The organism is Pseudoduganella sp. jia 9 (assembly GCF_055502615.1).
The window spans coordinates 259,785-285,843 of the sequence record NZ_JBUPWE010000006.1; the positions used below are offsets into that span (position 1 = coordinate 259,785).

A 26,059-nucleotide genomic window follows, 5' to 3' on the forward strand; every position below is an offset into this window, starting at 1 on the left:
ATGAGGCAGGCTGAAATGAGGGAGTGGTCCCCCCGACTGGAATCGAACCAGTATCCCACGCTTAGGAGGCATGTGCACTATCCATTGTGCTACGGGGAGACGCAAAGCGACCGCAATTATAGCTGACGTGCCGTCGAAAGTTCAAAACTTCGCCATGGCGCCGGGTACAATGCCGTTTTTCGCATCAATTTCCCAGTCATGGCAGTCATAACACTCACTTCCGCGCAATTGGCGTTCGGCCATCATGCGCTTCTCGACCATGCCGAATTTTCCCTGGAAAGTGGCGAGCGCGTCGGCCTTATCGGCCGCAACGGTACCGGCAAGTCGTCGCTGCTGAAAATCATTTCCGGCCGCCAGAAGCTCGATGACGGGCTTCTCGTCATGCAGCAAGGGCTGCGCATTGCCTATGTCGAGCAGGAGCCGGTGTTCGATCCCGAGATGAATGTATTCGACGCCGTGGCGTCCGGGCTGGGAGAGCTCCCGGCACTGCTCAAGGAGTACGACATCCTGACGGGGCAGTTCGGCCAGGGCGACGACGATGCCTTGATGGAGCGGATGCATGACATCCAGAGCAAGCTCGACGCTGCTGACGGCTGGAGCATCAACAACCGCGTCGAGCAGACGCTGGAGCGCCTGAACCTGGGGCCGGACGCCTTGTTGAAGACCCTGTCGGGCGGCATGCAGAAGCGCGTTGCGCTGGCGCGTGCGCTGGTTGCCGGCCCCGATGTGCTGCTGCTGGACGAGCCGACCAACCACCTGGATTTCACATCGATCCGATGGCTCGAAGGCTTGCTGCGCGATTTCCGCGGAAGCGTGCTGTTCATTACCCACGACCGCTCCTTCCTCGACAATGTCGCCACGCGAATTGTCGAACTGGATCGGGGACGATTGACGTCCTACCCGGGCAATTTCACCACGTACCAGGTGCGCAAGGCTGAACAACTGGCCATCGAAGAGATCGAGAACGCCAAGTTCGACAAGGTTCTGGCGCAGGAAGAAATCTGGATACGCAAGGGTGTGCAGGCACGTCGTACCCGTGACGAGGGGCGTGTCAGGCGGCTGGAACGGTTGCGTGAAGAGCGTGCCGTGCGGCGGGACCAGCAGGGCCAGGTCAAGCTGGAAGTGTCGTCCGGGGAGCGTTCCGGCAAGATCGTGGCGGACCTGGAAGGCGTGTCCAAGCGGTTCGGCGAGAAGGTCATCGTGCGCGACTTCAGCGCCACGATCCTGAGGGGAGACAAGGTGGGATTGATTGGCGCGAATGGCGCCGGCAAGACCACGCTGCTGAAGCTTATCCTGGGCGAGATTGCGCCGGATAGTGGTGTGCTCAAGCAGGGCACGAAGTTACAGGTCGCCTATTTCGATCAGATGCGTGCTCAACTGAATGAAGAGGCCAGCCTGGCCGACACGATCGCACCGGGCAGCGACTGGGTCGAGGTCAACGGGCAGAAGAAGCACGTGATGAGCTACCTGAGCGATTTCCTGTTTGCGCCGGAGCGGGCGCGCTCGCCGGTGCGCACATTGTCCGGTGGCGAGCGCAACCGGTTGCTGCTGGCCCGGCTGTTCGCCAAACCCGCCAATGTGCTGGTACTGGACGAGCCGACCAACGATCTCGATATCGATACGCTCGAGCTTCTCGAGGAGTTGCTGGAGGATTATGCCGGCACGGTATTCCTGGTCAGCCATGACCGTACGTTCATCGACAATGTGGTAACCCAGGTAATTGTTGCGGAAGGTGACGGCAACTGGCGCGAATACATTGGCGGCTACAGCGATTGGGAGCGGGTGCGCGCGGCGCCGGCTGCGGCAAGCACGGCGGCAGCGAAGAAAGTCGAACCAAAGGCGCAGCGTGCCGAAGGCGAGAAGCAGAAGAAACTCAGCTACAAGGAACAGCGCGAGCTGGAACAGTTGCCCCAGCTGATCGCCGAGCTCGAACGCGAGCAGGCTGAACTGGTGCTGGCGCTGGGCGATCCGGAGCTTTACCGCCAGCCCGCCGAGGCGCAGCGCCTGAATGCGCGGATGGCCGAGATTGACGAAGCCCTGATGGCGGCCCTGGAACGGTGGGAGGAAATCGAGTCACGGTAGGGTTGACTTGTCAAACATTATATTTGTGTTACACACAACAAATATGCTCAACGATGACGAGTTTGTTGTAAAATCTGCAAATTGAGCCGTTGCCGCATGTGGGTGCGGCAAGCGGAGTAGAGGATGGCGGATGATATGACAGCTCAGCATAAAAATGCACCCACAAATGATCCTGTCGACGCGCTTCGCGATGCCGACGTAAATTTCTTTCAGCGCCCGTCCAGCGCCCGTATCCTGCCCTTCGCCACGTACATGATATTCGTGGCGGTTGCCGATGGATTGGGCCGATTCGGATGGACGCCCGCCGATCTTCGCTGGTTGTACCCCGTTAAGATTGCTGCTGTGCTAGCAGTGTTGCTGGCATACTGGCGGGTTTATGCCGAGCTTGCCAAGCCTGCGATCGGATGGCGCGCAATCTGCGAGGCGATTGTCGCCGGTGTCGTCGTCCTGGTGCTCTGGATAAACCTGAATGCCGACTGGATGCAGGTCGGCAGCGTGGCCGGTTTCGACCCGACCAGCGGCGGATCAATCGACTGGACGCTGGTGGCGCTTCGGATTGCCGGCGCAGCGCTGGTGGTGCCCCTGATGGAAGAGCTGTTCTGGCGGTCTTTCCTCATGCGGTGGATAGACAGCCGACGCTTCATGGACCTGCAACCGGCGCGGGTCGGTTTGCAATCCTTCGTGATTACGGCAGTGTTATTCGGATTCGAGCATAACCTGTGGCTGGCGGGGATTGTTGCAGGCGTGGCGTATGGGTATCTCTACATGCGCAGCGGAAATCTATGGTCTCCCATTATCGCCCATGCCGTCACCAACGCTCTGCTGGGCGTCTGGGTGGTCTCGACCGCGGCGTGGACTTACTGGTAATATTGCATGCATTATAACGAAATGATGAGTACGACCATGCTGACCGAATCCCGGCCCGCGCTGCGATGTGCGCCCTTAGTGCTGGCAGCTCTGCTGTATTGCAATGGCGCCTCTGCGGCAATTAGCGACACGATCCATCCGCTTGTCTCCATCGGGTACACCTATGATGACAATCTGTTTCGCGTTCCCGATGACTTCGTCGGTATGGAGCAGCGCTCCGATCGCATGACCCAACTGCAGGCCGGCATCCTGTTTGACCGGCAGATCGGCCGTCAACGCCTCTCGGGCCGGGCCAAGGTGTTGAGGGTGACGTTCGATCGTTTCGATCAGCTCGACTACAACGGCAAGGATGCCGGTGCCGACCTGGCGTGGCAGCTGGGCAATCACCTGAGTGGCACGATCGGCGGCGCCTATGTGGAAACGCTGACACCGTTTTCGGATTTCCACTCCGATGAGCGCAATGTGCGTACGCAGCGCACGGGATATGCGAACGGCGCATGGCGCTTCCATCCCAGCTGGCAGGTGCGCGCGGGCGTTACGCGCAACCAGTTTGAATATGAGCTGGCTTCGCAGCGCATCAACAACCGTACCGAACGCCTGGCCGAGGTGGGCTTCGATTATCTGGCGAAGAGCGGCAGCAGGGTGGGCCTGGTTGCCCGTCAGTGGAAGGGCGCCTACGACAACCCGCGTGTGTTTGCAGGCATCAGGCTCGATGACGACTACACGCAGAACGAATTGAAGGTCAACGTGAACTGGCTGGCCAGCGCGGTGACGCAAGTAAGCATCCTGGCCGGTTACGCCCGGCGCGAACACGATCTGAACTCCATCAACGACACCGGCGGAGCCAATGGCCGCATCTCGGTCAAGTGGGCGCCGTTGAGCAAGGTGCGTTTTGGTGCCGATGTGTGGCGCGAATTCACCGCTGTGGAAAGCACTACCATCACAAGCAGCCTGAATACGGGCGCAGGGTTGAGTGCTACCTGGGATCTTTCGGCGCATATGCAAGCCACGGCAGGCATGACGCGCGCACGGCGGGATTTCGAGCGCTCCAGCGTCGTTCAGCTCCCGGGGGCCGCACGCGACCACAAGCGTACCGCCTCCATGGGCCTGACCTGGGTTCCACGCAGCAATATGCAGCTGGGCCTCACTGCGTTCCATGACGAGCGTATCGGCAACGTGGTTGCCCGAACGAGCGACTATCGCGCCACGGGCGTGTCGTTCAATGCCAGTGTACAGTTTTGAAGAAGTCCGATGACCATTAACGATATTCCACTGATTTCATTCTTTCAACGCGTCCTGGATCCGCTGATTGTCATGGGGACGCTGTATGTAGCGTCGATCCTTTTCGGCGAGCCGTTTACCGGCTACTCGCTGGTGTTGATGATACTGGCGTTTTTCATTTCGTCAGCGGTGTACCAGCATATCGACCCGTACCGCACGTGGCGCAGCGGCCGCATGCTTGCCTACGGCCGGGATGTCATCGGCGGCTGGATCGTGACAGCCCTGATCCTTGTCACGCTCGGTTCGGTTACCGGTCTGGCCTATCATTACGAACAAGCAGTGGTCCTGACGTGGTTCGTGGCAACGCCGTTCGCATTGCTGGTGAGTCACCTCGCCGTGCGCAAGGTGGGGACCGATCCATCTCAGGCCAGCGAGGTGCGCTCGGTGCTGATCGTGGGTGCCAACGATGTCGGTATCAAATTCGCACGCACGACCGAACGCTACCCGAATCTGTTCATGCAGGTGCGAGGCTTCTTTGACGACCGCACCGCGGACCGCCATCCGGCCGACTTGCAGCATCCGATCCTGGGCAAGATGTGCGATGTTGCCGCGTTTGTGCGCGAGAACAACATCAAGATGATCTTCATCAGCCAGCCGATTTCGGCGCAGCCCCGCATCCGCAAACTTCTCGACGACCTGCAAGATACAACAGCGTCGGTCTACTTCCTGCCGGATATTTATGTCTTCGACCTGATGCAGGCTCGCTTCGACAATGTCGGCGGCATGCCCGTGATCGCGATCTGCGAAACCCCGTTCACAGGGTTCAATACGCTGGTCAAGCGGGCCAGCGATATCGTTCTGGCGTTGGTCATCCAGATCATGTTGCTGCCTATCATGCTGGTGATTGCCGCGGCGGTGAAATTCAGCTCGCCAGGGCCCATCATTTTCCGCCAGCGCCGTTATGGTCTGTACGGTGAGCAGATTTACGTGTACAAGTTCCGTTCGATGACGGTCACCGAGGATGGCGGCAACGTCGTGCAAGCGAAGAAGAACGATCAGCGCATTACCAAGGTCGGAGCATTCCTGCGCAAGACTTCGCTCGATGAGTTGCCGCAATTCATCAATGTGTTACAGGGGCGCATGAGCATCGTCGGGCCACGCCCCCATGCTGTCGCGCATAATGAGCAGTACCGCAAGCTGATCAAGGGCTATATGCTGCGCCATAAGGCCAAGCCAGGGATCACGGGTTGGGCGCAGGTCAATGGCTTCAGGGGCGAAACGGAAACCCTGGACAAAATGGAAGCGCGGATCCGTTACGACCTGGACTACCTGCGCAACTGGTCACTGTGGCTCGACCTTTACATCATTGTCAAGACGATCAAGGTAGTGCTGGCGAGAGAAAACGCTCACTGACGTTTTTTTGTTTCTTTAAGCGAATTTTCAGTCGAGCCAGCATCTGGCCTATTACAATACTGATATTGTAATTTTGCTACCGCGTGGTGCACGGCGGCAGCCCAACACTGTCAAGTTGTCCTGTGGGTGATCTTTCATGAAGTCATCGTCCCAGCAGCGCTCACAAACCGGAGAATGTATTTTGAGAATGAACCTGAAAGCCCGTACCCCAGTCCTGTGCACCGCAATGATCCTGGCTGCCGCGTTGGCTGCGTGCGGCGACAAGGCAGAGAAAAAGCCGGGTCAGGCGCTGGCCAGCGTGAACGGTCAAGAAATCACCGTTCTTCAGTTGAATGAAGAGCTGCAGCGCTCCAACGTGCCTGCGGCGCAGCAGGAAGTTGCGCGCAAGCGCCTGCTCGAAGCGCTGATCGATCGCGAGCTGCTGGAAGAAGAGGCGGCAAAGGAAAAACTGGACCGCGACCCGAAAGTGATGCAGGCGATCGAGCGCGCCAAGTCGCAGATCGTGGCGCAGGCTTACCTTCAGAAGCGCATTGGGACGCCGGCACGGCCGAGCCGCGCCGACGTGGAAGCCTACTACAACCAGAACCCGCAACTGTTCGCCAACCGCAAGGTCTTCGAGATGCGCCAGCTCGTGCTGGCAACGGCTGACGTGACCGCTCCGGTAAAGGCCGCGATCGATTCGTCGAAATCGATCGAGGAAGTCGCAGTCTTCCTGGATCAGCAGAAAGTGCGTTACAGCCGCGGCCAGTTGGCGCGCAGCAGCACGGACCTGCCGGCGGAACTGACGACGCGTCTGATTGCGATGCCGAAAGGTCAGCTGTTCATCGTGCGCGAAGGCGAGCGCAGCGTGTTGATGTCGATTGCTGACGTGAAAGATGCGCCGGTCACGGTCGACCAGGCGGCCCCGCAGATCGAGCAGTTCCTGTTCAACAAGAAGAACAAGGAGACGGCCGAAGCTGAAGTGAAACGCCTGCGCGCGTCTGCCAAGATCGAATACATGAACAAGTCCGACATACCGGCAGCCCCGAAAGCACCGGACGCGGCAGCCAACGCTGGTTCGTCTGCCAGTGGCACGAACGCAGGCGAAACTGCGCCGGCGCCACTGAGCGACAAAGCCATCAGTGGATTGAAATGAGGCTGTAATCGAGCCAAGGCAGAATATCGACACATAAAGTAGAGGAAGAACCATGACAAAGCGTATTCTTTTCTGGCTGGCCGCATTGATGCTGTCAGCAATTTCCGGACTGGCTGGAGCGGCCGAGACCGTGCTTGGCCCGGGTGACGTGGTCAGGGTGTCCGTGTATGGCAGCCCGGACCTGAACATTGAAACGCGCATCAGCGACAATGGCGCGATTTCATTCCCGCTGGTCGGCCAGGTGGACATCGGCAACCTTCCGGTTCTCCAGGCAGAAAAGAAGCTTGCTTCGTTGCTGGAAAGTGGCGGCTATGTGCGCAAAGCGCAGGTCAACATTATTGTGACGGTCCCTGCCAATACGCTCGTTTCCGTGCTTGGCAATGTGAATCGCCCGGGGCGCTATGCGCTGGACGGCCGCCGTACGTTGATGGATCTGCTGGCCCTGGCCGGCGGCATTTCCGCCGATGGCGGCGATACGGTCAGCCTGATTCGCAAGACTGGCGACGCGGCGACTAAGCAGACGGTCGACATCATCGATATGGTGCGCACCGGCCAGTTGACGCAAGATGCTGTGTTGCAAGCTAACGACATCCTGTACGTGGAACGTGCACCGCGCTTTTATATCTACGGCGAAGTGCAGCGGCCGGGAGCTTTCCGGCTCGAACGCTCGATGACCGTGCTGCAGGCCTTGTCGGTGGGCGGTGGTCTCACTCCGCGCGGTACACAGCGGGGTATTGTGATCAAGCGTCGCGATGCGGAAGGCAAACAGCAAATGGTCGATGCCAAGCACGATGATCTGGTACAGGTCGACGACGTACTATATGTAAAAGAAAGCTGGTTCTGACCCCCAGCCCCTATCTGTTTAGAGAGTAATCATGAATTTTTCCCAGTTTCTATTGATCCTGCGTGCGCGGCGCTGGATTCTGATCGCCACACTACTGTTGACAGTGGGTGCGACGGTCATCGTGAGCATGCTGCTGCCAAAGACCTATAAAGGTACTGCCTCTGTATTGTTGAACTACAAGGGCATCGATCCGGTCACTGGCATGGCAATGCCAGGGCAACTTTTGCCCGGCTATATGGCCACGCAAATCGACATCCTCGGCAGCAAGAATGTTGCCAAGCGCGTCGTCGAGCGGTTGAAACTGGCGGAAAATGCCGCCGTTGTGCAGCAATTCAATGACGCTACCGGCGGCGTGGGCAATGTGCGCGACTGGCTGGCTGATCTGTTGCTGGCCAAGCTCGATATCGTGCCGTCGAAAGAAAGCAGCGTCATCAACGTCAGTTTCTCCGGCTCGGATCCCCAGTTTGTTGCGGTGGTTGCCAATGCATTTGCAGAGGAATACCAGCACGCGACGGTGCAGTTGAAGGTCGATCCGATGAAGAAGGCGACTGGTTACTTCAATGAACAGACGAAGCAACTGCGCGACAGCGTGGAACTCGCACAAAGCCGGCTGTCCAAGTATCAACAGGAACACGGCATTGTCAGCGTCGATAACCGGCTCGACATCGAGTCGCAGCGCCTGAACGACTTGTCCGCCCAGGTCGTGGCCGCGCAAGCACAGTTGATGGAAGCTAATTCGCGCAGGGGCATGGCGCAGGGGCAGGCCGGCGATGCGCCGGATGTCGCCAGCAGCCCGATCGTGCAGAACATGCGGCTGAGCCTGGCAACAGCGCAGAGCAAGCTCGCTGAAATCGAACAGCGCCTTGGCCGCAACCACCCGCAGTACGTGAGCGCCCGCGCTGAAGCGGAGCGCCTGCGCGTCGAGCTGAATGCGCAAACGCGCTCGACTACTGCGTCGGTCGGCAACAACGCCAGCATTCTTTCTCAGCGGGAAGCCGCGCTGCGTGCGGCGCTGGCCGAGCAAAAGGCCAAGGTGCTGGAACTGAATCGGACGCGCGACGAGATGAATGTGCTGCAGAAAGACGTGGAGAGTGCACAACGCGCTTTCGACATTACCTCGCAACGACTGGCCCAGACGCGGATCGAAGGACAGGCCGAGCAGTCTGATGTCGCGCTGTTGAATCCTGCCGTACCGCCAACCAAGCCGGCAGGCCCCAAGGTCGTACTGAACACGGCACTGGCATTGTTCCTCGGTACGTTGCTGGGTACGGGCTTCATGATGCTGGCCGAGATGCTGGATCGTCGTGTCCGTGGCGAAAGCGACCTGCAGGATCTGCTGCAAATTCCGGTACTGGGAACCGTCGAATGGAATGCACCGGTACGTCCGCGCATCAGCCCGTTCAAGCTTTTCCTGCCCCGTAGCCCGCGTCTGAACTAGGATGGATGACCCGATGAATCCTGCACTGCAACAAATCAATCCGCCAGTGGCGGCAAAGGCGGACTCGAGCATTGGCGGCGTGCTGCTCGAATCCGGCAAGATCACCCCGGAGAACGCCGAGCGCGTGCTTCGCATGCAAAAGGAGCTTGGCATCCGGTTCGGCGAAGCCGCCCAGCGTCTCGGCCTGGTAAGCGAATCGGACATCCAGCATGCGCTGGCACGCCAGTTCAACTATCCGTACCTGCCACAGGGTGAAGGTAATTTTTCCGACAAACTGGTCGCCGCATACCAGCCTTTCAGTCCTCAGGTAGAGCGTTTGCGTGCCATCCGCAGCCAGCTGATGCTGCGCTGGATGGCGCGCGGCCACAAGTCGCTGGTGATTGCCAGCGCCAACCCGGGCGAGGGTGCCAGCCTGTTTGCCGCCAACCTGGCAGTCGTGTTCTCGCAACTGGGCGAGCATACGGTTCTGGTCGACGCCAACCTGCGCAGCCCGAGCCAGCAGCATGTATTCAAGCTGAGCGGTCGCCAGGGCCTGTCGGACATGCTGGCAGGGCGTGCGGATCTGGGCGCGATCGAAAAGGTGTCGTCGTTCGTCGATCTGTCCGTACTGAGCTCGGGCACGGTTCCGCCGAATCCGCAGGAACTGCTGTCGCGCGGCGAATTCCGCAGCCTGCGCGGCGAACTGGAAAGCCGCTATGACGTGGTGCTGTACGACGCCGCCGCGCTGTCCGTTGGTTCCGACGCGCTCGCGCTGGCTTCCCAGATCGGCGGCGTGCTTCTGGTGGCGCGACGCAACCATACGTCGGTTGCCGCCCTCAATGCTGCTACTACGCAGATCATGCAAACCGGGGCCGAGGTGATCGGTTCCGTTCTGGTGGATTTCTAATGACACGTGCGGCCCAAACGACGCCGGTTACCACACTGGCTACGCAACGCAAGGATCTGATTGACTGGTTGCCGATCTTGCTTGGCTTCCTGGCTTTGTTCGTGCCGACGTTCTATGACCTGTTCAATTCGGTCTGGACATCGGAAGACCAGGCACACGGGCCGATCATCCTGTTCCTGTCCATATGGCTGATTTACCGCCGGCTGCCGGACCTGAAAGCCGTCACTCCGCGGCCGGCACCGGTTGTGGGCTGGACACTCCTTGTTATCGGCCTGCTCCTGTATACGGTGGGCCGTTCGCAGCAGATCCTGGCGGCCGAAATCGGTTCGTTCGTCTGGATTATCGCTTCGATCGTACTGATCAAGCTGGGCATGCCCGCCGTGCGCGTCATCTGGTTCGCATTCTTCTTCATGCTCTTCATGATCCCACTGCCGAGCTCGGTGGTGCAGACGTTGACGATGCCAATGAAGATGGCGGTGTCGTATTCCACCGAGCATATCCTCTTCTGGCTTGGCTATCCGATCGCGCGTTCCGGTGTGATCCTGCAGATCGGCCAGTACCAGCTGCTGGTTGCCGATGCCTGTGCCGGCCTGCAAACCCTGTTGGCGCTCGAGTCGCTCGGCCTGTTCTATCTGAACGTGGTGCGTCATACGTCGGCGTTCCGCAATATCAGCCTGGCGATCCTGATCGTCCCGATTTCGTTCACTGCAAACGTCTTGCGCGTTCTTGCACTGACGCTGATCACCTACTATTTCGGTGACGCGGCAGGGCAGGGCTTCCTGCATGGATTTGCCGGCATGGTGCTGTTTGTCAGCGCCCTTGTATTAATCATTAGTCTGGATTCACTGCTGCAATGGATTGTGCGCCGACGCACGATCCGTGGTGGCGCGGTAAAGGAAGCATGATGAGAACTTCACTGAAAAGTGGCGTACTGATGGGCGCGCTGATGTTTGCGACGGTCGGCCTGACAGCATTCGCGACACCGACGATCCGGGTTGCCGAACTGCGGCCGCCCATCGACCTCGAAACCGCGATACCGAAGCAATTCGGCCAGTGGGAAGAGGACAAGAGCCAGATTGCCGCGGTGGTCAATCCCACCACGCTTGCAGAGCTGAACAAGATTTATGCGCAGACGTTGTCGCGTACTTACGTCAGCCGCGACGGCCAGCGCATGATGCTCTCGATCGCTTATGGTACTGACCAGCGCGATAACCTTTCGGTGCACTTCCCGGAAGGATGCTATGGCGGACAAGGCTTTGCCGTCAGCCCGACCATACGCGGCACGCTCGACACGATTGCAGGGCCGATCCCGAGCGCGAGGCTCGTTGCTTCCCAATACAACCGCAATGAGCCCATCACTTATTGGGTCGTGGTCGGTGAACGTGCCGTCTATGACGCCTGGCAATTAAAGAAGGCCAAGCTTGCCTATGCAATGAAGCGGCAGATCCCGGATGCGACACTGATGCGTGTCTCCAACGTCACTCCCGACAATGAAGGCGGTTTCAAATTGCAGCAGCAGTTCATGAACGAAATGTTCGCGGCGATGACCCCAGATCACCGCCGGCATTTCTCGGGTACCGGGCAGTAATCAGAACGGAGCAAGAATGAGTAGTTTTACGCTGGGCCGCTCTGCAAGAGACAGTCTTCATCACGCGGGTGCTGCCGGGCGCCGCGTTGTAGCATCGATGCCGGCGCCGACCGTCATCCTGTTGATCCTTGCGCTTGCAGGGTTGACAGTCTTCCTTGGTATGGTTGTCGCGCTGGGGGTGCTGCAATGGACCTTCCTGATCGCAGGCCTGATCATGGTCGTACCGTTCTTCCTGCTCACGAGCAGCAAGAACATGCTGCCGATGCTATTTGTGGCGGTCTACGTAATCCAGGGGCTTGGGCAGTACTTCCTGCATATGCGCATGCTCTTGTGGATGGCGACTGGCATGGGAGCCCTGCTGTTCGGGCGCGCCATTCTGGAACTGTTCTTTTCTAATTCCCGTCAACTGCAACCGCAGCCCGGCGCTGGCCGAGTCATTGCTGCCACTTCGCTGTACCTGACGTGCTTCTTCTTCAGCCTGTCGCTGGGTAGTGCCACGCCAATGCAGATTGTTTCCGCGGTACGCTTCTGCCTGCCGATGTTCGGCGTCCTGTTTGCGATGTACTGGTTCCCGTGGAGCCTGCGCCGAATCGAAGTCATATGGTGGATGATCGTTGCCATCATGGTGATACAGCTGCCGTTCGTGGTGTACCAGCACTTTTTCATGATGGCGACACTCGGTTGGGATGGCGTCGTTGGCACCATGGGCAGTAACCTCAGCCCCATTCTCGTCATATTCTCCTTGGGCGCCACCCTGTTCGTGCTGGCGCGCTGGTCGCATGGGCTTGCCACTGGCCGGCATGCAATCTTCGCCGGCATTATCTTCATGGCTATCGTGCTCCTTGGCGAGGTCAAGGCCGTCGTGTTCTGGATTCCGCTCGGCGTGCTGATCGTGCTGCGTCGCCGCGTGCTGCGCAATTTCATGGCGTTTGCCACCTACTGTATTTTCATTTTCCTGTTCGTCGCGTCTACCTTTACCGTTTACCAGGCACTGTATTGGGGTGAAAAACATTCGCAGGGCGATTCGGTGGTCGAGAAATTCGACAGCACCAGTGGGTATATTCTCGATGCGGATGGCGTTAATTACCGCACCGGCGAAGTAAGCCGTATGGCATCGATGGCACTCTGGTATAACGATCCGATTCCCACCGCTGTCGAGCGCCTGGTTGGTTACGGTCCTGGAGCAAGTGCCAACAACAAGGGTACCGGGCAAGGCATCATCGCGCGCCGTTATGGCACGCTTCAGCTCAACGCTTCCGTTGTATCGTATCTGTTGTGGGATACCGGCATCATCGGTGCGCTTGCTTATGGAAGCATGCTTCTCATGATGGTCATCACAGGCTGGAAGCTGACCTGCAAGCAGAATGCGCCGCCACGCGTCAAGGCACTTGCTGACACGAATCTGGCGGTCCTGGTCTTGTTGACGACGACGGTCGTGTACAACCGCACCTTGATGGACGAGCCCACTACCCAGCTGTTGTTCTTCTTCTGTGCCGGTTGCATCGTGCAATTGACCCGTTTCCACCTTGCCGAGTCGCCATCTGCAGCCGATGCAGCGAAAAGTGTCTCCAATCCAGCAGGCGGTCGCGCTCTGCATATCAAGCCAGTTCCAGGAACGTTGCGACCATGAAGTTGAAGGACGGAGTACTAGGCAATCTCGTCAAGAATAGTTCAATGATGTTCGTACTTAACCTCGCAGGCGTTGGGGTTAGTGTACTAACGATACCGATTACGTTGAAAGCCATCGGGGTCGACGCTTACGGTCATTTGGTGCTCATCCAGGCGATTGCCGCCAGTGTATATACCCTTTGCACGTTTCAATATTGGCAGGGAATGCTGGTGGCTCTGCCAGGGCATCATGTCGAGCCGGATTTGTTGCGCCAGAAAGTCTGGCGCAGTCTGCGCTACGAACTGATTGGTTTGTCGGCAGTGCTGCTCGGCTGTATCGTGCTGGCCACGTTGAAGCTTCCCCAAACCGCCGAGTTCAATTTCACCGACATGGTGCTGTTGGCATTGAGCGTCATATTCCCGGTAATGGGCACCCAGACGGCTTACTTCCGCCTGATCAATCGTTACTCGATGTTGATGCTGGCCGGGCTGATCACCAATGTTGCGAAATTGCTGCTGTTGCACCTCGCCGCATCGCACCAGCCCACTGTCCAGACGATCGTGTTGGCCTACGGTTTACCCGAAATACTGCGTTGCGCAATCTTGTTCAGTTATATCGTGCTTGCGCGGCAGGGAATCTCGGGCACGCTCGATGGCAGCCAGATTCCGCCGAAACGTCTTCGTGATGCCGGCCGCTGGAGTACCTTGCAGGCGATCGCCGATTTACCTGTTGCACAGATCGATCGCGTCATTATAGGTTTTACATTGCCAGGTGCGGCCTTGGGTGTGTTTTCAATCCTGAAAAGGATCTACATGCTGGTGAATCTTGCCACCGCGCCGTTCTATTCGACGTCGATTCCTGAATTCGCTGCGCACGCCAACAAGGGAGATTATGCCGCGTCATTCCAGCTGTGGCGCCGGACCATGGTGCTGCTGTTTGGCGCAACCTTTGGCACTGCGATTATCTGTTTCCTGTCTCGCTCGCTCTGGATGCCGCTGATTTACCCTGGCCTGGCGGATTATCCCGGTGAGTTGATGGTGGTATTGATGACCGCGGTTGCCGCTGGTACTTTCATCACGACTCACTCGTTTTACTGGGGGCTGGGCAAGTTGCGGCAGACTGCGATTATCACGGTTGTCACCAATATCATCTATCTGGTATTGCTTGCCATATTCACCTTCGCGTTTGGCCTGATCGGCACCGTCAGCGCATTCCTCGTGCACGTTCTGCTGGTTGCCGGTATCAAGATTGTTCTTTTAAAGCGCTTCGCGCGCGCTCACTTATGATTCCCAAAGTAATCCACTATGTATGGTTTGGAAAGGGCGAGATGAACGCTCTCCATCGCCGCTGTATCGATACCTGGCGCAGGATCGCGCCTGACTTCGAACTGCGGCTGTGGAATGAAGACAATTCCGATATCGACAACGACTACTGCAGGGCAGCCATCAAGGCTCGTAAATGGGCGTTCGTGTCGGATTGGGTCAGGTTCGACGTACTGCACAAGGAGGGGGGCATCTACCTGGATACCGACATGGAACTGGTGCGTCCTCTCGATCCTCTACTGGATAGCCGGCATGCGGTGGTAGGCTGGGAAAGCCGTCGCTCGATCGGCACCGCGTTCCTGCTGGCGCCGCCGCAGCACCAATTGATGGATGTTTGCCGGCAGTTGATCCTGCAAGATCTCCAGCCTCGCAAGGCTTTTGCAACGTCTCCCGATATTCTGCGGCACGCGGTAAGCAAAGTGGCGCCTGACAGCTATACCTTGCTGCCGCGAGAAGTGTTCTTTCCTTTTAATCCCTACGAACGCGATGATCCGAATAACGCGGGTCAGTTCATGTTTAACGATGTCAAGCCGGAAACCATCGGCATTCATCATTTCCGGCTCGAAGCGTCGTGGAGTGATACCCGAACGCAGCGCCTGTTAAGGCGTGCACTCGGAAAGCTGAAAATTGCTCCAGCATGGGGAACCATATTCAACGCGTGGCCGACCCCTTCGCTAAAGTAATCACCGCCTGCAGAAGGCAGCCGCGAACCCATTGCATCGATGCCGGGTTCGTATGATGCTGGTCCGGTGCAACGCCGGATGGGGCGGTTTGCGCTCATCGTGCACGCCGCGTGCTTCAAGGGGGCCGGTCTTCCCGGCACGCGTACGCGCCTTACTGGACGGCAGTGCGTGGAGCGGCCGTCCCCCACCGAATTTGCGATTTGCCATATGCATTACTTTGGCACTTGCGCCTGCACAGATCGGGCGACTCGGCCGATCCTGGCGTTACTCTCTGATGTTTCACGCTGCGCAAGCATGCGGATGCCCTGCTGGCAATCCGGTTGTGTTGAGGCAGGCCGGGCTGCCATGATCGCGGGCGATCTTCATCCGTATCGAGATGGCAAGGCGGGGGAATTGGCGCGACGCATCTTTTCCGAGTCCGCATAGAATACTCGAAGACTCCGCTGAAGTTGGACGCAAAATGTATGGTATTTTTGTATATTTTGCATGGTAGCCATATAATGTTTCGTCAACTTCGCAAATTTATCGTATTTTATTCTGCTTGCGTTGTCGTCGGGCAACGTCTGCAATGCATTATTTGTGTATAGTGCTGGTATTCCCAAAAAAATCTATGCCGCGTTCAAGACGGCTGGTACACCTTTCTTTTTGGAGTAACTAATGCATTGCAAGAAATTCACTTTACTGGCTGCGGCGTGCGCGGTGTTCATGAGCATCGCCCCCGCGAGTCGTGCTGACTGGGTCATTCCAACGCAGGCGGGCGCGGTAAATCCTTATCCTGATGTGTTGCAGTCGATGCCGCAGAATCCGCCAGGGTTCAAGTGGTCGCGCTACCCCTCGTGGCCGAGGGCGCAGGGGTACTTCATCGAGGTGAAAAAAGGCAATACTGTCGTTGCCACGCAGACCACCACGCGTAATATGTGGCTGCCAGCGTATGCATTCTCTACCGGTATCTATACCTGGCGTGTGCGCCCAACGCACAACAACGATTGGTCCACTCCGCGCAGCTTCATTATCGATGCGAATTCGCGCACTTTCATCGTCCCGGAAGTGCCGGCGCTACGCAGCACGGTCCTGAGCCGTGGCAGGTCACGCATTCTGCCAAGTAACTTTACGCCGGCAAGTGGTTGGAGTACTGAAGTTCGTGCCCAGCGGCAGGCCGCTCTGGACAGGCTGGTTACCAGTGTCAGGACAACGATGAGCGTGCCGGCGGTTTCCGACGCGGGATGGACCTTGCGAGGAATACCGCAGACTGCGGCGCAGTCCGCGCAGTTCTCCGAGATTTCGCGCGTCGTGGGCGTCATCACCAATCAGATGGAAAACGCCAGCTTTGCTTACAGGCTCACCAACGACGCTGCTATCCTCACCGAAGCTATCAAGCGTGGCGACGAACTGACGACGCTCGATCCGAACGGGGCTACCGGCTATGAAACGCAGGACCAGGTGTCGCGCCAGGTTGCGATGGTGCTGGCCAAGGGCCTGGATCTGCTCTGGAACCAGCTGGACGCTCCACGCCGTGCGCGCTGGCTGGCCAGCATTCGTGCCCGGATGATTCCTCTGCACCTCGACCTGTCCAGCAACGACGGACGCATGGATCAATTTCCATTTGATTCCCATGGACAGGAGGCGCTTGGTTTCCTGGCGCTGACATCCACGCTGGTGGTGGGCGAGATCCCTGAAGCGGATCAATGGTTCGATTTTTCACTGCGCACATATGCCCACTCGATTTTCGCATGGAGTGGCCCGGAAGGCGGCTTTGGAAACGGTAGCGCCTATGCCCAGTTCCTGGTGGATAACACCACGCGTATATGGCCGCATTTGAAGCAGGCAACCGGGTTGAACTTGTACGAAAAACCATGGTCACGCGGGTTCGCGAACTATCTGATGCACTTCCTGCCTCCTGGCGCTCCTGGCCATGTTTTTGGCGACGCGCATGAGTCCCCGCTCTATCCCGCGCAACTCAAGGAGTTCGTCTCGCGCGTGAAGACACCTCAAGCCGCCTGGTTTGCCGCCAATCTCGGCGGGACTGAGTCGCCCTTGTCGGTATTGTCGGGTGAGACACCAGTTCCGAGCTCGACTGTCAGCCCGGTGGCACCGCCCAACGCGGCTGTGTATCCGAGTATTGGCTGGGTTGCCATGCATAGCGACATCAAGAACAAGAATCGCACATCGGTCTATTTCAAATCGAGCCCGTATGGTTCCTACAATCATAGTCACGGCGACCAGAATAGTCTGGTGATCGACAGTGGCGGCAAGCGCTTGCTGATCGAATCCGGTTATCAGGACTATTTCGCTTCGCCGTTGGCCTATTCGTGGTATCGGACGACGAAAGCACACAATTCCATCACGTTCGATGGCGGAATGGGGCAGTTGATCAATGATGGTACGAACAACCTTACCCGTAACGGAAAAATCACTGCGTTTTCGACGACCGCCGCCCTTGACTTCGCCGAAGGGGATGCCGTTCCTGCATACGGTGGCCTGCTGACCGGTTTCACGCGAAAGGTATGGTATCTGCGAAACCAGGATGCTGTTGTTGTCAGGGATCTGGTCACCTCTGCGACCGACCGGTCGTTCGAGTGGAATATGCATGGTGCCGGACCGATGGTCGCGGAAAACTCGACCAGCGTGAAAATCACGAATGGAACCCAGACCTTGTGCCTGCGCTCGTTGACTACCGATGGAAGTACCGCATTCCAGACCCGGACCGGGGCGGCTCCGAAAGCCGGCACTGTCGAGACCCATGGCGCGTTCGTGCGGTCTGCCAACAAAAAAGCCGAGTTCATTGTATTGCTTGACGTGGGCTGCAAACGTCCGGCAACGTCATTGACCACGACCTCGACAGGACGTACGTTGAAAGTTGGTTCGCAGTCAATTTTGTTGCCTCGTTAAATCCTCCGAGCCGAGCTCGACATCCGCCATAAAGGGTGAGCACATGATATAGTGCTCACCCTTTTGTTTTTTTCGCAACGCCAGCGGATGTACGCAGATAGAGCAAACATGAATACCTCTTACAGGATCTTGCAGTTCGTACCCGAATCGTTACCAACTCATCGACCAGATGTCGTCACGCTGTTCGGCAAATACCTGCCGCGCCACGGCGTTGTTTGCGACGTCGTCGGCACGAACGCTGGCAGCGCTCCTGTCGAGCAAGGCTTTGCCAGCACGACCGTGAGCAAATGGCACGCCAGCCGTAGCCGTCGCGAATGGTCTTATATGTCGCTTGCAATACGCAAGCTGGCAGGGGCGGATCGTGCCACCACCGATCTCATCCAGGTGCGCGACATGGTGACCATCGGCCTGGTAGGACTTGTGTTTGCAAAGCTGAAGCGCATCCCGTTTGCATACTGGGTGTCTTACCCGATGAGTGAAGGGCGCATCATGCGCGCCCGGACAGAATTGGCACGGCGCCGTTCCCTGTACCGGACGATCGTGTTGTGGAAAGGCCTTGTGGAGCGGGCTTTGCTGTACAAGGTAATTCTGCGGAACGCGACCCATGTCTTCGTGCAAAGCGATGCGATGCGCGATTTCATGGTCGGTCAGGGTATTCCTGCAGAGCGCCAGACGGCCGTGCCGATGGGCGTCGACACCGAGCTATTGAACCGCAGCCCGGTAGTGCCGCGCCGGCCGGCTGGCTGGGAGAACGTGCCGCTGATCGCCTACCTGGGGTCGCTGGACCGGGAGCGTGAACTCGTGCGCCTCATCGATGCGCTGATGATCGTCAGGCGCACGTTGCCCGACGCCCGGCTGATACTGGTTGGCGCGGCCGCAACGCGCACCGATGAGGACGAGTTGCATGCGCACATACAGGCCAATGGGCTTGAGGATGCCGTCCATATCACTGGCTGGCTGGATTCATCTGCAGCATGGCAATACATGGCAGGTGCGGACCTGGCCGTTTCCTTTGTCCCGCGCGGCCCCCTCTATGATGTCAGTTCGCCTACCAAATTGCTGGAGTATCTGGCGCTCGGCATCCCGGCTATCGGCAATGATATTCCGGATCAGTCGTATGTACTCAACTCCAGCGGGGCGGGCTGGCATGTTGATGGAGCGCCTGACAGCATGGCCAGGGCCGTACTCGAGATCCTGGGGAACCCTGGTGCAGCCAGGGAGCGGGCCGCCGCGGGCCCCAGGTGGATTGGTCGCGAGCGCAGCTATGCCGTGCTCACGGAGCGGCTGGCCGCGACTTATCGAAGCATGATGAGAGGTTCGGTCGCCACGTTGCAGGGAGAAGCCAAATGAACCTGGCGCGTCTGCTACGCGATCATCTGAACCGTGTTCGAAAGAAGCGCTTCGACCAACGGCTGCGTGAACTCGGTGTAAAGCTCGGCGAGGATATTCGCTGGAACGATCCACGAACCACCGATATCGACGTCACGCGTCCATCGCTGGTCAGCATCGGTTCCCGAACGACAGTTAATGGCGGCGTCACAATTCTCACGCATGATTTCGTCACAAACGTATTCCTGAATATGTATGGCGAACTGGTGAATTCTTCCGGCCGTGTGACAATCGGCGAGAACGTTTATCTGGCGCGCAATTGCACCATCCTCAAGGGCGTGACGATTGGCGACAATGCGATCGTCGCTTTTGGTGCCGTGGTTACAAAAGATGTGCCCGCTGGCGGGATCGTGGCCGGTAATCCGGCGCGCCTCGTTGGCAATGTCGAGGATTACTACAGGAAGCGCCAGGAAGCCTGCGTGGCAGAGGCATTCGAGTATGCGCACAGTATCGTCGAACGCTTCGGGCGGCGGCCGGTTGTCGAGGATTTCTGGGAAGAATTCCCGTTATTCCTCGATGGCGATGAACTCGACCCGCGCCTGCCCATCGAGCGGCAGTTGGGGAAGGCTTATCCGCGCTACCGTCAGCAGCACAAGGCACGGTTTGCCGGCTTTGAAGCCTTTCTCAAGGCCGCTGGCCTTTGATGCTCGTGCGCGCATGGTCGAAGCGTCATGTCTGCGGTAAAATTAGCAGGATGACATTGCACGATTGATACGAAGTATGATCGTCCATCTATTGGCTGGTCTTTCCAGGGCGGCGGTCAAAGGCGTGGTTCGCATCGACAGGATCGTTTTTCCTGCCGTGGTCATGCGGGGTGGAAGTAGCATGTCGGGGCAGGGTAGGCAGGGCACACTGAGGCGGTTCAGCAAGTTTCTGCGGTCGGTTGTCAGCCCGGCAGCAGCAACTGGCCGGGGATGGTCCCTGCACCGGTTCGGGACCAATTTCCAGGCGGTAGATGCCCGGATGTGCGAAACCTACTGAAACGAGAACAGGAGTAACTAGTAATGTGCGGAATTGCAGGCTTCATCATTCCTGCTGCCACGCCTGAGCCACAGGTTCTCCTAGAAGCAATGGGGCAGGCGCTCGTGCACCGCGGACCGGATGGCGCCGGAACGTTGATGCTGTCGACGGCCGACGAACAGCACAGGATCGGCCTGCTGCACCGCCGGCTGTCGATCATCGATCTGGCAACCGGCGACCAGCCGATGGGCAATGCCGACGGCACGGTCCAGCTGATCTTCAACGGCGAGATCTACAACTTTCAGTCGCTGCGCGAGGAGCTCATCGGGCTGGGGTATCGGTTTGCCTCCCGCTCCGATACGGAGACGATCATCCATGCCTATACGGAATGGGGTGACGACTGCGTGCATCGTCTGCGTGGCATGTTCGCGTTCGCGTTGTGGGACGCCCCGCGCCAGCGCCTGCTGATGGCGCGCGACCGGTTCGGCAAGAAGCCGATGTTCCTGTATCAGGATGGCGGGACGTTGCTGTTCGGTTCGGAAATCAAGGCACTGCTGACTTATCCCGGCGTGGCGCGCTCGGTCGACAAGACAGCCGTCTGGGACTATTTCGCCTACCGCTATGTGCCAGGCCCGGCGACATTGTTCGAAGGTGTGCGCAAGCTGATGCCCGGCTGTACGGCAGTATGGGAAAACGGCAGGTTCTCTGAGCAGAGATATTTCACGCCGGCGGACAGCAAACCCAGGGTCGAGCGCCCTGAACCGGCTGATCCGGTTGGCGGCTTCCTGCAGAAGCTGGACGAATCGGTGCGCATCCGCATGATCTCCGACGTGCCGTTCGGTGCATTTCTGTCCGGCGGGATCGATTCCTCCGCCGTGGTGGCCCTGATGGCGCGCCATTCCGAGCAGCCGGTAAAAACGTTCTCGGTAGGTTTCAAGGAAGGCGGCTTTTCCGAACTGCGCTATGCGGCCGATATCGCCCGCCAGTTCGGAACCGATCATCATGAGCTCGAAGTCTCCGTCGATCAGGTCATCGAACTGTTACCCGATCTGGTTCGTTTCCGCGATGCACCCGTGGCTGAGCCGTCCGATATTCCGATCTATCTGCTGGCCAAGGCGGCGCGGAAAAGCGTGAAGATGGTCTTGACCGGCGAAGGTTCGGATGAAATCCTCGGCGGCTACCCCAAGCATGTGTACGAGCGTTTTGCCAGGCCGTACCAGTACCTGCCGGCCTGGCTGCGCAGAGGTGTTGTCGAGCCGGGCATCGGCGCGTTGCCCTATGCGTTTCGCCGTGCGAAAACGGCCGTGGTCAATCTAGGCCTGAGTAATTTCGAGGAGCGCATGCCACGCTGGTTCGGCATGATGTCCGATGCCGAGCGAACCCAGCTGGTCGAGCTGGCCGCGCCCACGCGGCCGCTCGCGGACCTGGGCTGCGGCAGCGCCGACAATAGCGTGCTGCGCCGCATTCTGTGCTTCGACCAGCGCAGCTGGTTGCCGGATAATCTGCTTGAACGGGGCGATCGCATGACAATGGCCGCTTCGCTGGAAGCGCGAATGCCTTTCATGGACCATGAGTTGGCGCAATTCGTCTCGCAACTACCGGATCATTATCGTGTACGCGGCCGCGTTACGAAATGGATCTTGCGCGAAGCAATGACAAGGCTCTTGCCGCAGCATATCCTGCAGCGTCCAAAAGTCGGCTTCCGGGTGCCTGTCAATGAATGGTTCCGGACGTCGATGAAGGACTACCTGTACGAGCACCTTGCAGGCGAGTCTTCGCTCACGCGCCGGTATTATCGCCCGGGAGCGCTGATGCGGGTTTTGGCTGATCATTCCGAAGGCCGGCAGAACCATGAAAAGCTTTTGTGGAGCCTGCTCACCCTGGAACTCTGGCACAGGGAGTATCTCTAATCTGACCACCGCACTGGCAATGCAGATGCAAGCCCGCACTGCGTCTGAGTGACATTGTGAGATGACGGCTTTATCTTCGTTACAATATGGAATTGGGGACCGGCCGAAGTGCTGATTGCCTTGCCATTCAAGAAGATGTCTGTCGCATCCTTGTACTGCGAACGCATACAAAGACCGGCTGGTGGCAATCGATATCCCCACTGTCGGCCAGTAATGCTGCGAAAACGCACGATCGAGAATTAAGGAACATAAATGAAAATCAGTATCTTTGGCCTGGGTTACGTGGGGGCGGTGGCTGCCGGGTGCCTGGCCACCGACGGACACGAAGTGATCGGTGTCGATCAAAACCAGACGAAAGTTGATCTGATCAATGCGGGCACCACACCGATTATTGAGAAGGATATTGGCGAAATCATCGCGGCAACTGTCAAGAGTGGCCATCTGCGCGCCACCGCGGACGTTCGCGACGCCGTGCTTGGCAGTGACATGTCGCTGATCTGCGTGGGCACGCCGTCCCAGTTGAACGGCAACCTGGATCTTTCCCACGTGCGCAAGGTATGCACGCAGATCGGTGCCGCGATCAAGGACAAAGATGGTTTTCATGTGGTCGTCGTGCGCAGCACGATGCTGCCCGGCTCAATGACTTCGGTGGTAATCCCCTCGCTGGAAGCTGCATCGGGCAAGAAGGCCGGGCTCGATTTCGGCGTTTGCAACAATCCTGAATTCCTGCGTGAAGGCACCGCGGTCTTTGACTATTACCATCCCCCAAAAACGGTAATCGGCGAAACCGACGAGCGCGCGGGCGATTTACTGGTCAAGCTGTACGAGAAGATGGATGCGCCGCTGGTGCGAACCGACGTCGCCACGGCCGAGATGGTCAAGTACACGGACAATACGTGGCATGCCGTCAAGGTGGCATTCGCCAACGAGATCGGCAACATCTGCAAGGCAATCGGCATCGACGGCCACAAGGTGATGGATATCTTCTGCCAGGACACCAAGCTGAACCTGTCGCCGTACTACATGAAGCCAGGATTCGCGTTCGGTGGTTCATGCCTGCCGAAGGACGTGCGCGCGCTGACCTACAAGGCCCGTTCGCTCGACCTGGAACTGCCGCTGCTCGATTCGATCCTGCCGTCGAACCGCAAGCAGGTGGAAAAAGGCGTGAAGATGATCGTCGACAAAGGCTCCCGCAAGGTCGGCATCCTGGGCTTTTCGTTCAAGGCAGGCACCGATGACCTGCGCGAATCGCCGATGGTCGACGTGATCGAGACCCTGCTGGGCAAGGGCTTCGAGCTTAAGCTGTTCGACAAGAACGTCAATCTTGCAGCGCTGACCGGTGCCAACCAGGATTACATCCTGAATCACATCCCGCACATTTCGAAGTTGATGGTGAATTCAATGGAAGAAGTGCTGCAGTTCGCCGATACGGTGGTGATCGGTAACGGTGCCGCCGAGTTCAGGCAGGTGCCAGGCATGCTGAAGGACAATCAGACGATCGTCGACCTCGTGCGCATCAGCAAGGAGCAGAGCGGAGGCCGGTACGATGGTATTTGCTGGTAAGCGCGTTAGCGAAGGGAAGCAGCGCCGCGTCCTTATCCTGGTCGAGAACCTGCCATCGCCGTTCGACCGGCGCGTATGGCAGGAAGCGACCACGCTACATGCGAACGGCTACGAGGTATCGATCATCTGTCCAACCGGGAAAGGGTATGAAGGCCGATACGAGGAGCTCGACGGCATTCATATCTATCGCTACAAGCTGCCGCTGGAAGCGGAAGGCGCGAAAGGCTACGCGATCGAATATTCCGCTGCGCTGTTCCATACTTTCCGGCTCGCCTGGAAGGTGCTTTTCCAGCGCGGCTTCGATGTGATCCATGCATGCAATCCGCCCGACCTGCTGTTCTTGATTGGCGGTTTCTTCAAGCTCACGATGGGCAAGAAGTTCCTGTTCGATCACCACGACATCAACCCCGAACTGTACGAAGCGAAGTTCGGGCGCCGCGATTTCTTCTACAAGCTGATGGTTCTGTTCGAGCGCTGGTCGTTCAAGACGGCCGACGTGTCGATCGCCACCAATGAATCGTACAAGCGCATTGCGATCGAGCGGGGCGGCATGGCGCCGGACCGCTGCTACGTCGTGCGCAGCGGCCCGAAGCTGGACCGCCTGCGCGTGCTGCCGCCGGTGGATGCGTTGAAGAAGGGCAGGCGCTACCTGGTCGGCTATGTCGGTGTGATGGGCGCGCAAGAAGGCATCCACCTGCTGCTTGAAGCAGCCAGGTACCTGATTGTCGACATGGGCCGCAAGGACGTGCATTTCGGTCTTGTCGGCGGCGGCACGTCGCTCGACCAGATGAAGGCGCTGGCCGTGAAAATGGGCATCGCCGACTACGTGACGTTCACTGGCCGCGTGCCGGACCAGGACCTCCTTGAAATGCTGAACACGGCGGACGTATGCGTGAACCCGGATGTGGCAAACGACATGAACGACAAGTCCACGATGAACAAGATCATGGAGTACATGGCGCTGGGCAAGCCGATCGTGCAGTTTGACCTCGCCGAAGGCAAGGTGTCGGCGCAGGAAGCGTCGCTCTATGCGAAGAAGAATGATCCGGTGGACATGGCGACGAAGATCACCGAGCTGCTGGACGATCCAGTGCGCCGCGCGCGCATGGGGGCCTTTGGCCGCCATCGCGTCGTCAACGAACTGGAATGGCAATACGAAGCACCGAAACTGCTGGCGGCGTATGAGCGACTGTATTCGGTCAACGCTCCGCGGCCTGGTGCGGTTCCCCCCTCATATAAAGGAAGCTAAATGAAAATTCTCGTTACCGGTGGCATGGGTTATATAGGGTCTCATACCGTTGTCGAACTTGTGAACGCCGGCCATGAAGTCGTCGTGGTCGATAACCTGGCCAACGCCGACCGTGCCGTGCAAGAGCGTGTGCAGCGCATCACCGGCAAGCCGTTCGAATTCTTCGAGGCGGACATTCGTGACCGTGCCGCGCTGGAGCGGGTCTTCTCGACTCGCCAGTTCGATTCGGTGATTCACTTCGCCGGGCTGAAAGCGGTTGGCGAATCGGTCGCGCAGCCGCTGCGCTATTACGATAACAACGTGTCCGGTAGCGTCGCGCTGCTGGAGACGATGGCCAAGTTTAACGTCAAGTCGATCGTGTTCAGCTCGTCGGCCACTGTGTACGGCGATCCGGCCACGGTGCCAATCACCGAGGATTTCCCGCTGTCGGCAACCAACCCCTATGGCCGCAGCAAGCTGATGATCGAAGAAATACTGCGCGACCTGCATAAATCCGATGACAGCTGGCGCATTGCCCTGCTGCGCTACTTCAATCCCGTGGGCGCGCACGAAAGTGGCCTGATCGGTGAGGAGCCGAGCGGCATCCCGAACAATCTGATGCCTTACGTAGCGCAGGTTGCGCACGGCAAGCGCGAATCGTTGTCCGTGTTTGGCGGTGATTACCCAACGCCGGACGGCACGGGCGTACGCGATTACATCCACGTCGTCGATCTGGCGATCGGCCACGTCAAGACGCTGGATAAGCTGGCGACAGGTTCCGGCGTATATACCTACAATCTAGGCACTGGTCGCGGCAACAGCGTGCTCGAGATGGTGCGCGCATTTGAAGCTGCAAGCGGCCGAAAAGTTCCATACAAGATCGTCGACCGACGACCCGGAGACATCGCCGCCTGCTATGCAGATACGGCGAACGCCGAGCGGGAGCTCGGCTGGAAAGCACAGTTCGACATCGCCCGCATGTGTAATGACACATGGCGCTGGCAGTCTTCATCGAAATAATTTTCCAGGAGA

Annotated in this window: 20 protein-coding genes and 1 tRNA gene; 20 read left to right on the forward strand and 1 reads right to left on the reverse strand. The window is 58.4% G+C overall.

The features are described from left to right. Positions 1–24 precede the first annotated feature (24 nt). Positions 25–99: transfer RNA gene (locus ACY34H_RS09265), tRNA-Arg, on the reverse strand. A 99-nt stretch (positions 100–198) separates the two neighbouring features. On the opposite strand from ACY34H_RS09265, the gene ACY34H_RS09270 reads away from it, so the two are divergent. The 20 genes from ACY34H_RS09270 (at position 199) to galE (ending at position 26,047) form a co-directional block, all read left to right on the forward strand. Beyond that, positions 199–2,082 carry an ATP-binding cassette domain-containing protein gene (locus ACY34H_RS09270; RefSeq protein ID WP_464977202.1) on the forward strand — a complete coding sequence of 628 codons (1,884 nt, stop codon included), beginning with the start codon at positions 199–201 and terminating at the stop codon, positions 2,080–2,082. 123 nt (positions 2,083–2,205) lie between these two features. Next, positions 2,206–2,949 carry a CAAX prenyl protease-related protein gene (locus ACY34H_RS09275; protein ID WP_464977203.1) on the forward strand — a complete coding sequence of 248 codons (744 nt, stop codon included), beginning with the start codon at positions 2,206–2,208 and terminating at the stop codon, positions 2,947–2,949. A gap of 36 nt (positions 2,950–2,985) precedes the next feature. After that, positions 2,986–4,191: an XrtB/PEP-CTERM-associated polysaccharide biosynthesis outer membrane protein EpsL gene (gene epsL, locus ACY34H_RS09280; protein ID WP_464977204.1), complete on the forward strand. Its 1,206-nt coding sequence runs from the start codon at positions 2,986–2,988 to the stop codon at positions 4,189–4,191. 9 nt (positions 4,192–4,200) lie between these two features. Beyond that, on the forward strand, positions 4,201–5,583 hold the full coding sequence (locus tag ACY34H_RS09285) for an undecaprenyl-phosphate glucose phosphotransferase (protein WP_464977205.1): 1,383 nt from the start codon (positions 4,201–4,203) through the stop codon (positions 5,581–5,583). Positions 5,584–5,770: 187 nt separating this feature from the next. Then, positions 5,771–6,718 carry an EpsD family peptidyl-prolyl cis-trans isomerase gene (locus ACY34H_RS09290; protein WP_464977206.1) on the forward strand — a complete coding sequence of 316 codons (948 nt, stop codon included), beginning with the start codon at positions 5,771–5,773 and terminating at the stop codon, positions 6,716–6,718. A gap of 52 nt (positions 6,719–6,770) precedes the next feature. After that, positions 6,771–7,562 carry a polysaccharide export protein EpsE gene (gene epsE / locus ACY34H_RS09295; RefSeq protein ID WP_464977207.1) on the forward strand — a complete coding sequence of 264 codons (792 nt, stop codon included), beginning with the start codon at positions 6,771–6,773 and terminating at the stop codon, positions 7,560–7,562. A 31-nt stretch (positions 7,563–7,593) separates the two neighbouring features. Continuing rightward, entirely contained in the window at positions 7,594–9,000 is a 1,407-nt protein-coding gene (gene epsF, locus ACY34H_RS09300) for a chain length determinant protein EpsF (protein ID WP_464977208.1), read from the forward strand. 13 nt (positions 9,001–9,013) lie between these two features. Next, on the forward strand, positions 9,014–9,886 hold the full coding sequence (epsG, locus tag ACY34H_RS09305; protein ID WP_464977209.1) for a chain length determinant protein tyrosine kinase EpsG: 873 nt from the start codon (positions 9,014–9,016) through the stop codon (positions 9,884–9,886). Beyond that, positions 9,886–10,791 carry an exosortase B gene (gene xrtB, locus ACY34H_RS09310; RefSeq protein WP_464977210.1) on the forward strand — a complete coding sequence of 302 codons (906 nt, stop codon included), beginning with the start codon at positions 9,886–9,888 and terminating at the stop codon, positions 10,789–10,791. The genes epsG and xrtB overlap by 1 nt, the downstream gene beginning before the upstream one ends. Then, entirely contained in the window at positions 10,791–11,474 is a 684-nt protein-coding gene (gene epsI / locus ACY34H_RS09315) for an exosortase-associated protein EpsI, B-type (protein WP_464977211.1), read from the forward strand. The genes xrtB and epsI overlap by 1 nt, the downstream gene beginning before the upstream one ends. Before the next feature lie 16 nt (positions 11,475–11,490). Continuing rightward, on the forward strand, positions 11,491–13,104 hold the full coding sequence (locus ACY34H_RS09320) for a hypothetical protein (protein WP_464977212.1): 1,614 nt from the start codon (positions 11,491–11,493) through the stop codon (positions 13,102–13,104). After that, complete coding sequence (locus tag ACY34H_RS09325) at positions 13,101–14,369, forward strand: lipopolysaccharide biosynthesis protein (protein WP_464977213.1); 1,269 nt, start codon at positions 13,101–13,103, stop codon at positions 14,367–14,369. Before ACY34H_RS09320 ends, ACY34H_RS09325 begins: the two co-directional genes overlap by 4 nt. Positions 14,370–14,410: 41 nt before the next feature. Further along, positions 14,411–15,088, forward strand: a complete 678-nt coding sequence (locus ACY34H_RS09330) for a glycosyltransferase family 32 protein (RefSeq protein WP_464977214.1) — start codon at positions 14,411–14,413, stop codon at positions 15,086–15,088. A gap of 705 nt (positions 15,089–15,793) precedes the next feature. Continuing rightward, a complete protein-coding gene (locus ACY34H_RS09335) occupies positions 15,794–17,977 on the forward strand; it encodes a heparinase II/III domain-containing protein (protein ID WP_464977215.1) in 2,184 nt (727 codons plus the stop codon). A 108-nt stretch (positions 17,978–18,085) separates the two neighbouring features. Then, positions 18,086–19,327 (forward strand): glycosyltransferase, encoded by a 1,242-nt coding sequence (locus tag ACY34H_RS09340; protein WP_464977216.1) that lies wholly within the window; start codon positions 18,086–18,088, stop codon positions 19,325–19,327. Beyond that, entirely contained in the window at positions 19,324–20,010 is a 687-nt protein-coding gene (locus ACY34H_RS09345; RefSeq protein ID WP_464977217.1) for an acyltransferase, read from the forward strand. Before ACY34H_RS09340 ends, ACY34H_RS09345 begins: the two co-directional genes overlap by 4 nt. A gap of 360 nt (positions 20,011–20,370) precedes the next feature. Next, on the forward strand, positions 20,371–22,236 hold the full coding sequence (gene asnB, locus ACY34H_RS09350) for an asparagine synthase (glutamine-hydrolyzing) (protein ID WP_464977218.1): 1,866 nt from the start codon (positions 20,371–20,373) through the stop codon (positions 22,234–22,236). Positions 22,237–22,488: 252 nt separating this feature from the next. Continuing rightward, the gene (locus ACY34H_RS09355) at positions 22,489–23,799 is read left to right on the forward strand and encodes a nucleotide sugar dehydrogenase (protein WP_464977219.1); all 1,311 of its coding nucleotides are present in this window, start codon (positions 22,489–22,491) and stop codon (positions 23,797–23,799) included. Beyond that, the gene (locus ACY34H_RS09360; protein ID WP_464977220.1) at positions 23,783–25,048 is read left to right on the forward strand and encodes a glycosyltransferase family 4 protein; all 1,266 of its coding nucleotides are present in this window, start codon (positions 23,783–23,785) and stop codon (positions 25,046–25,048) included. The genes ACY34H_RS09355 and ACY34H_RS09360 overlap by 17 nt, the downstream gene beginning before the upstream one ends. After that, complete coding sequence (gene galE / locus ACY34H_RS09365; RefSeq protein ID WP_464977221.1) at positions 25,049–26,047, forward strand: UDP-glucose 4-epimerase GalE; 999 nt, start codon at positions 25,049–25,051, stop codon at positions 26,045–26,047. Positions 26,048–26,059: the final 12 nt, after the last annotated feature.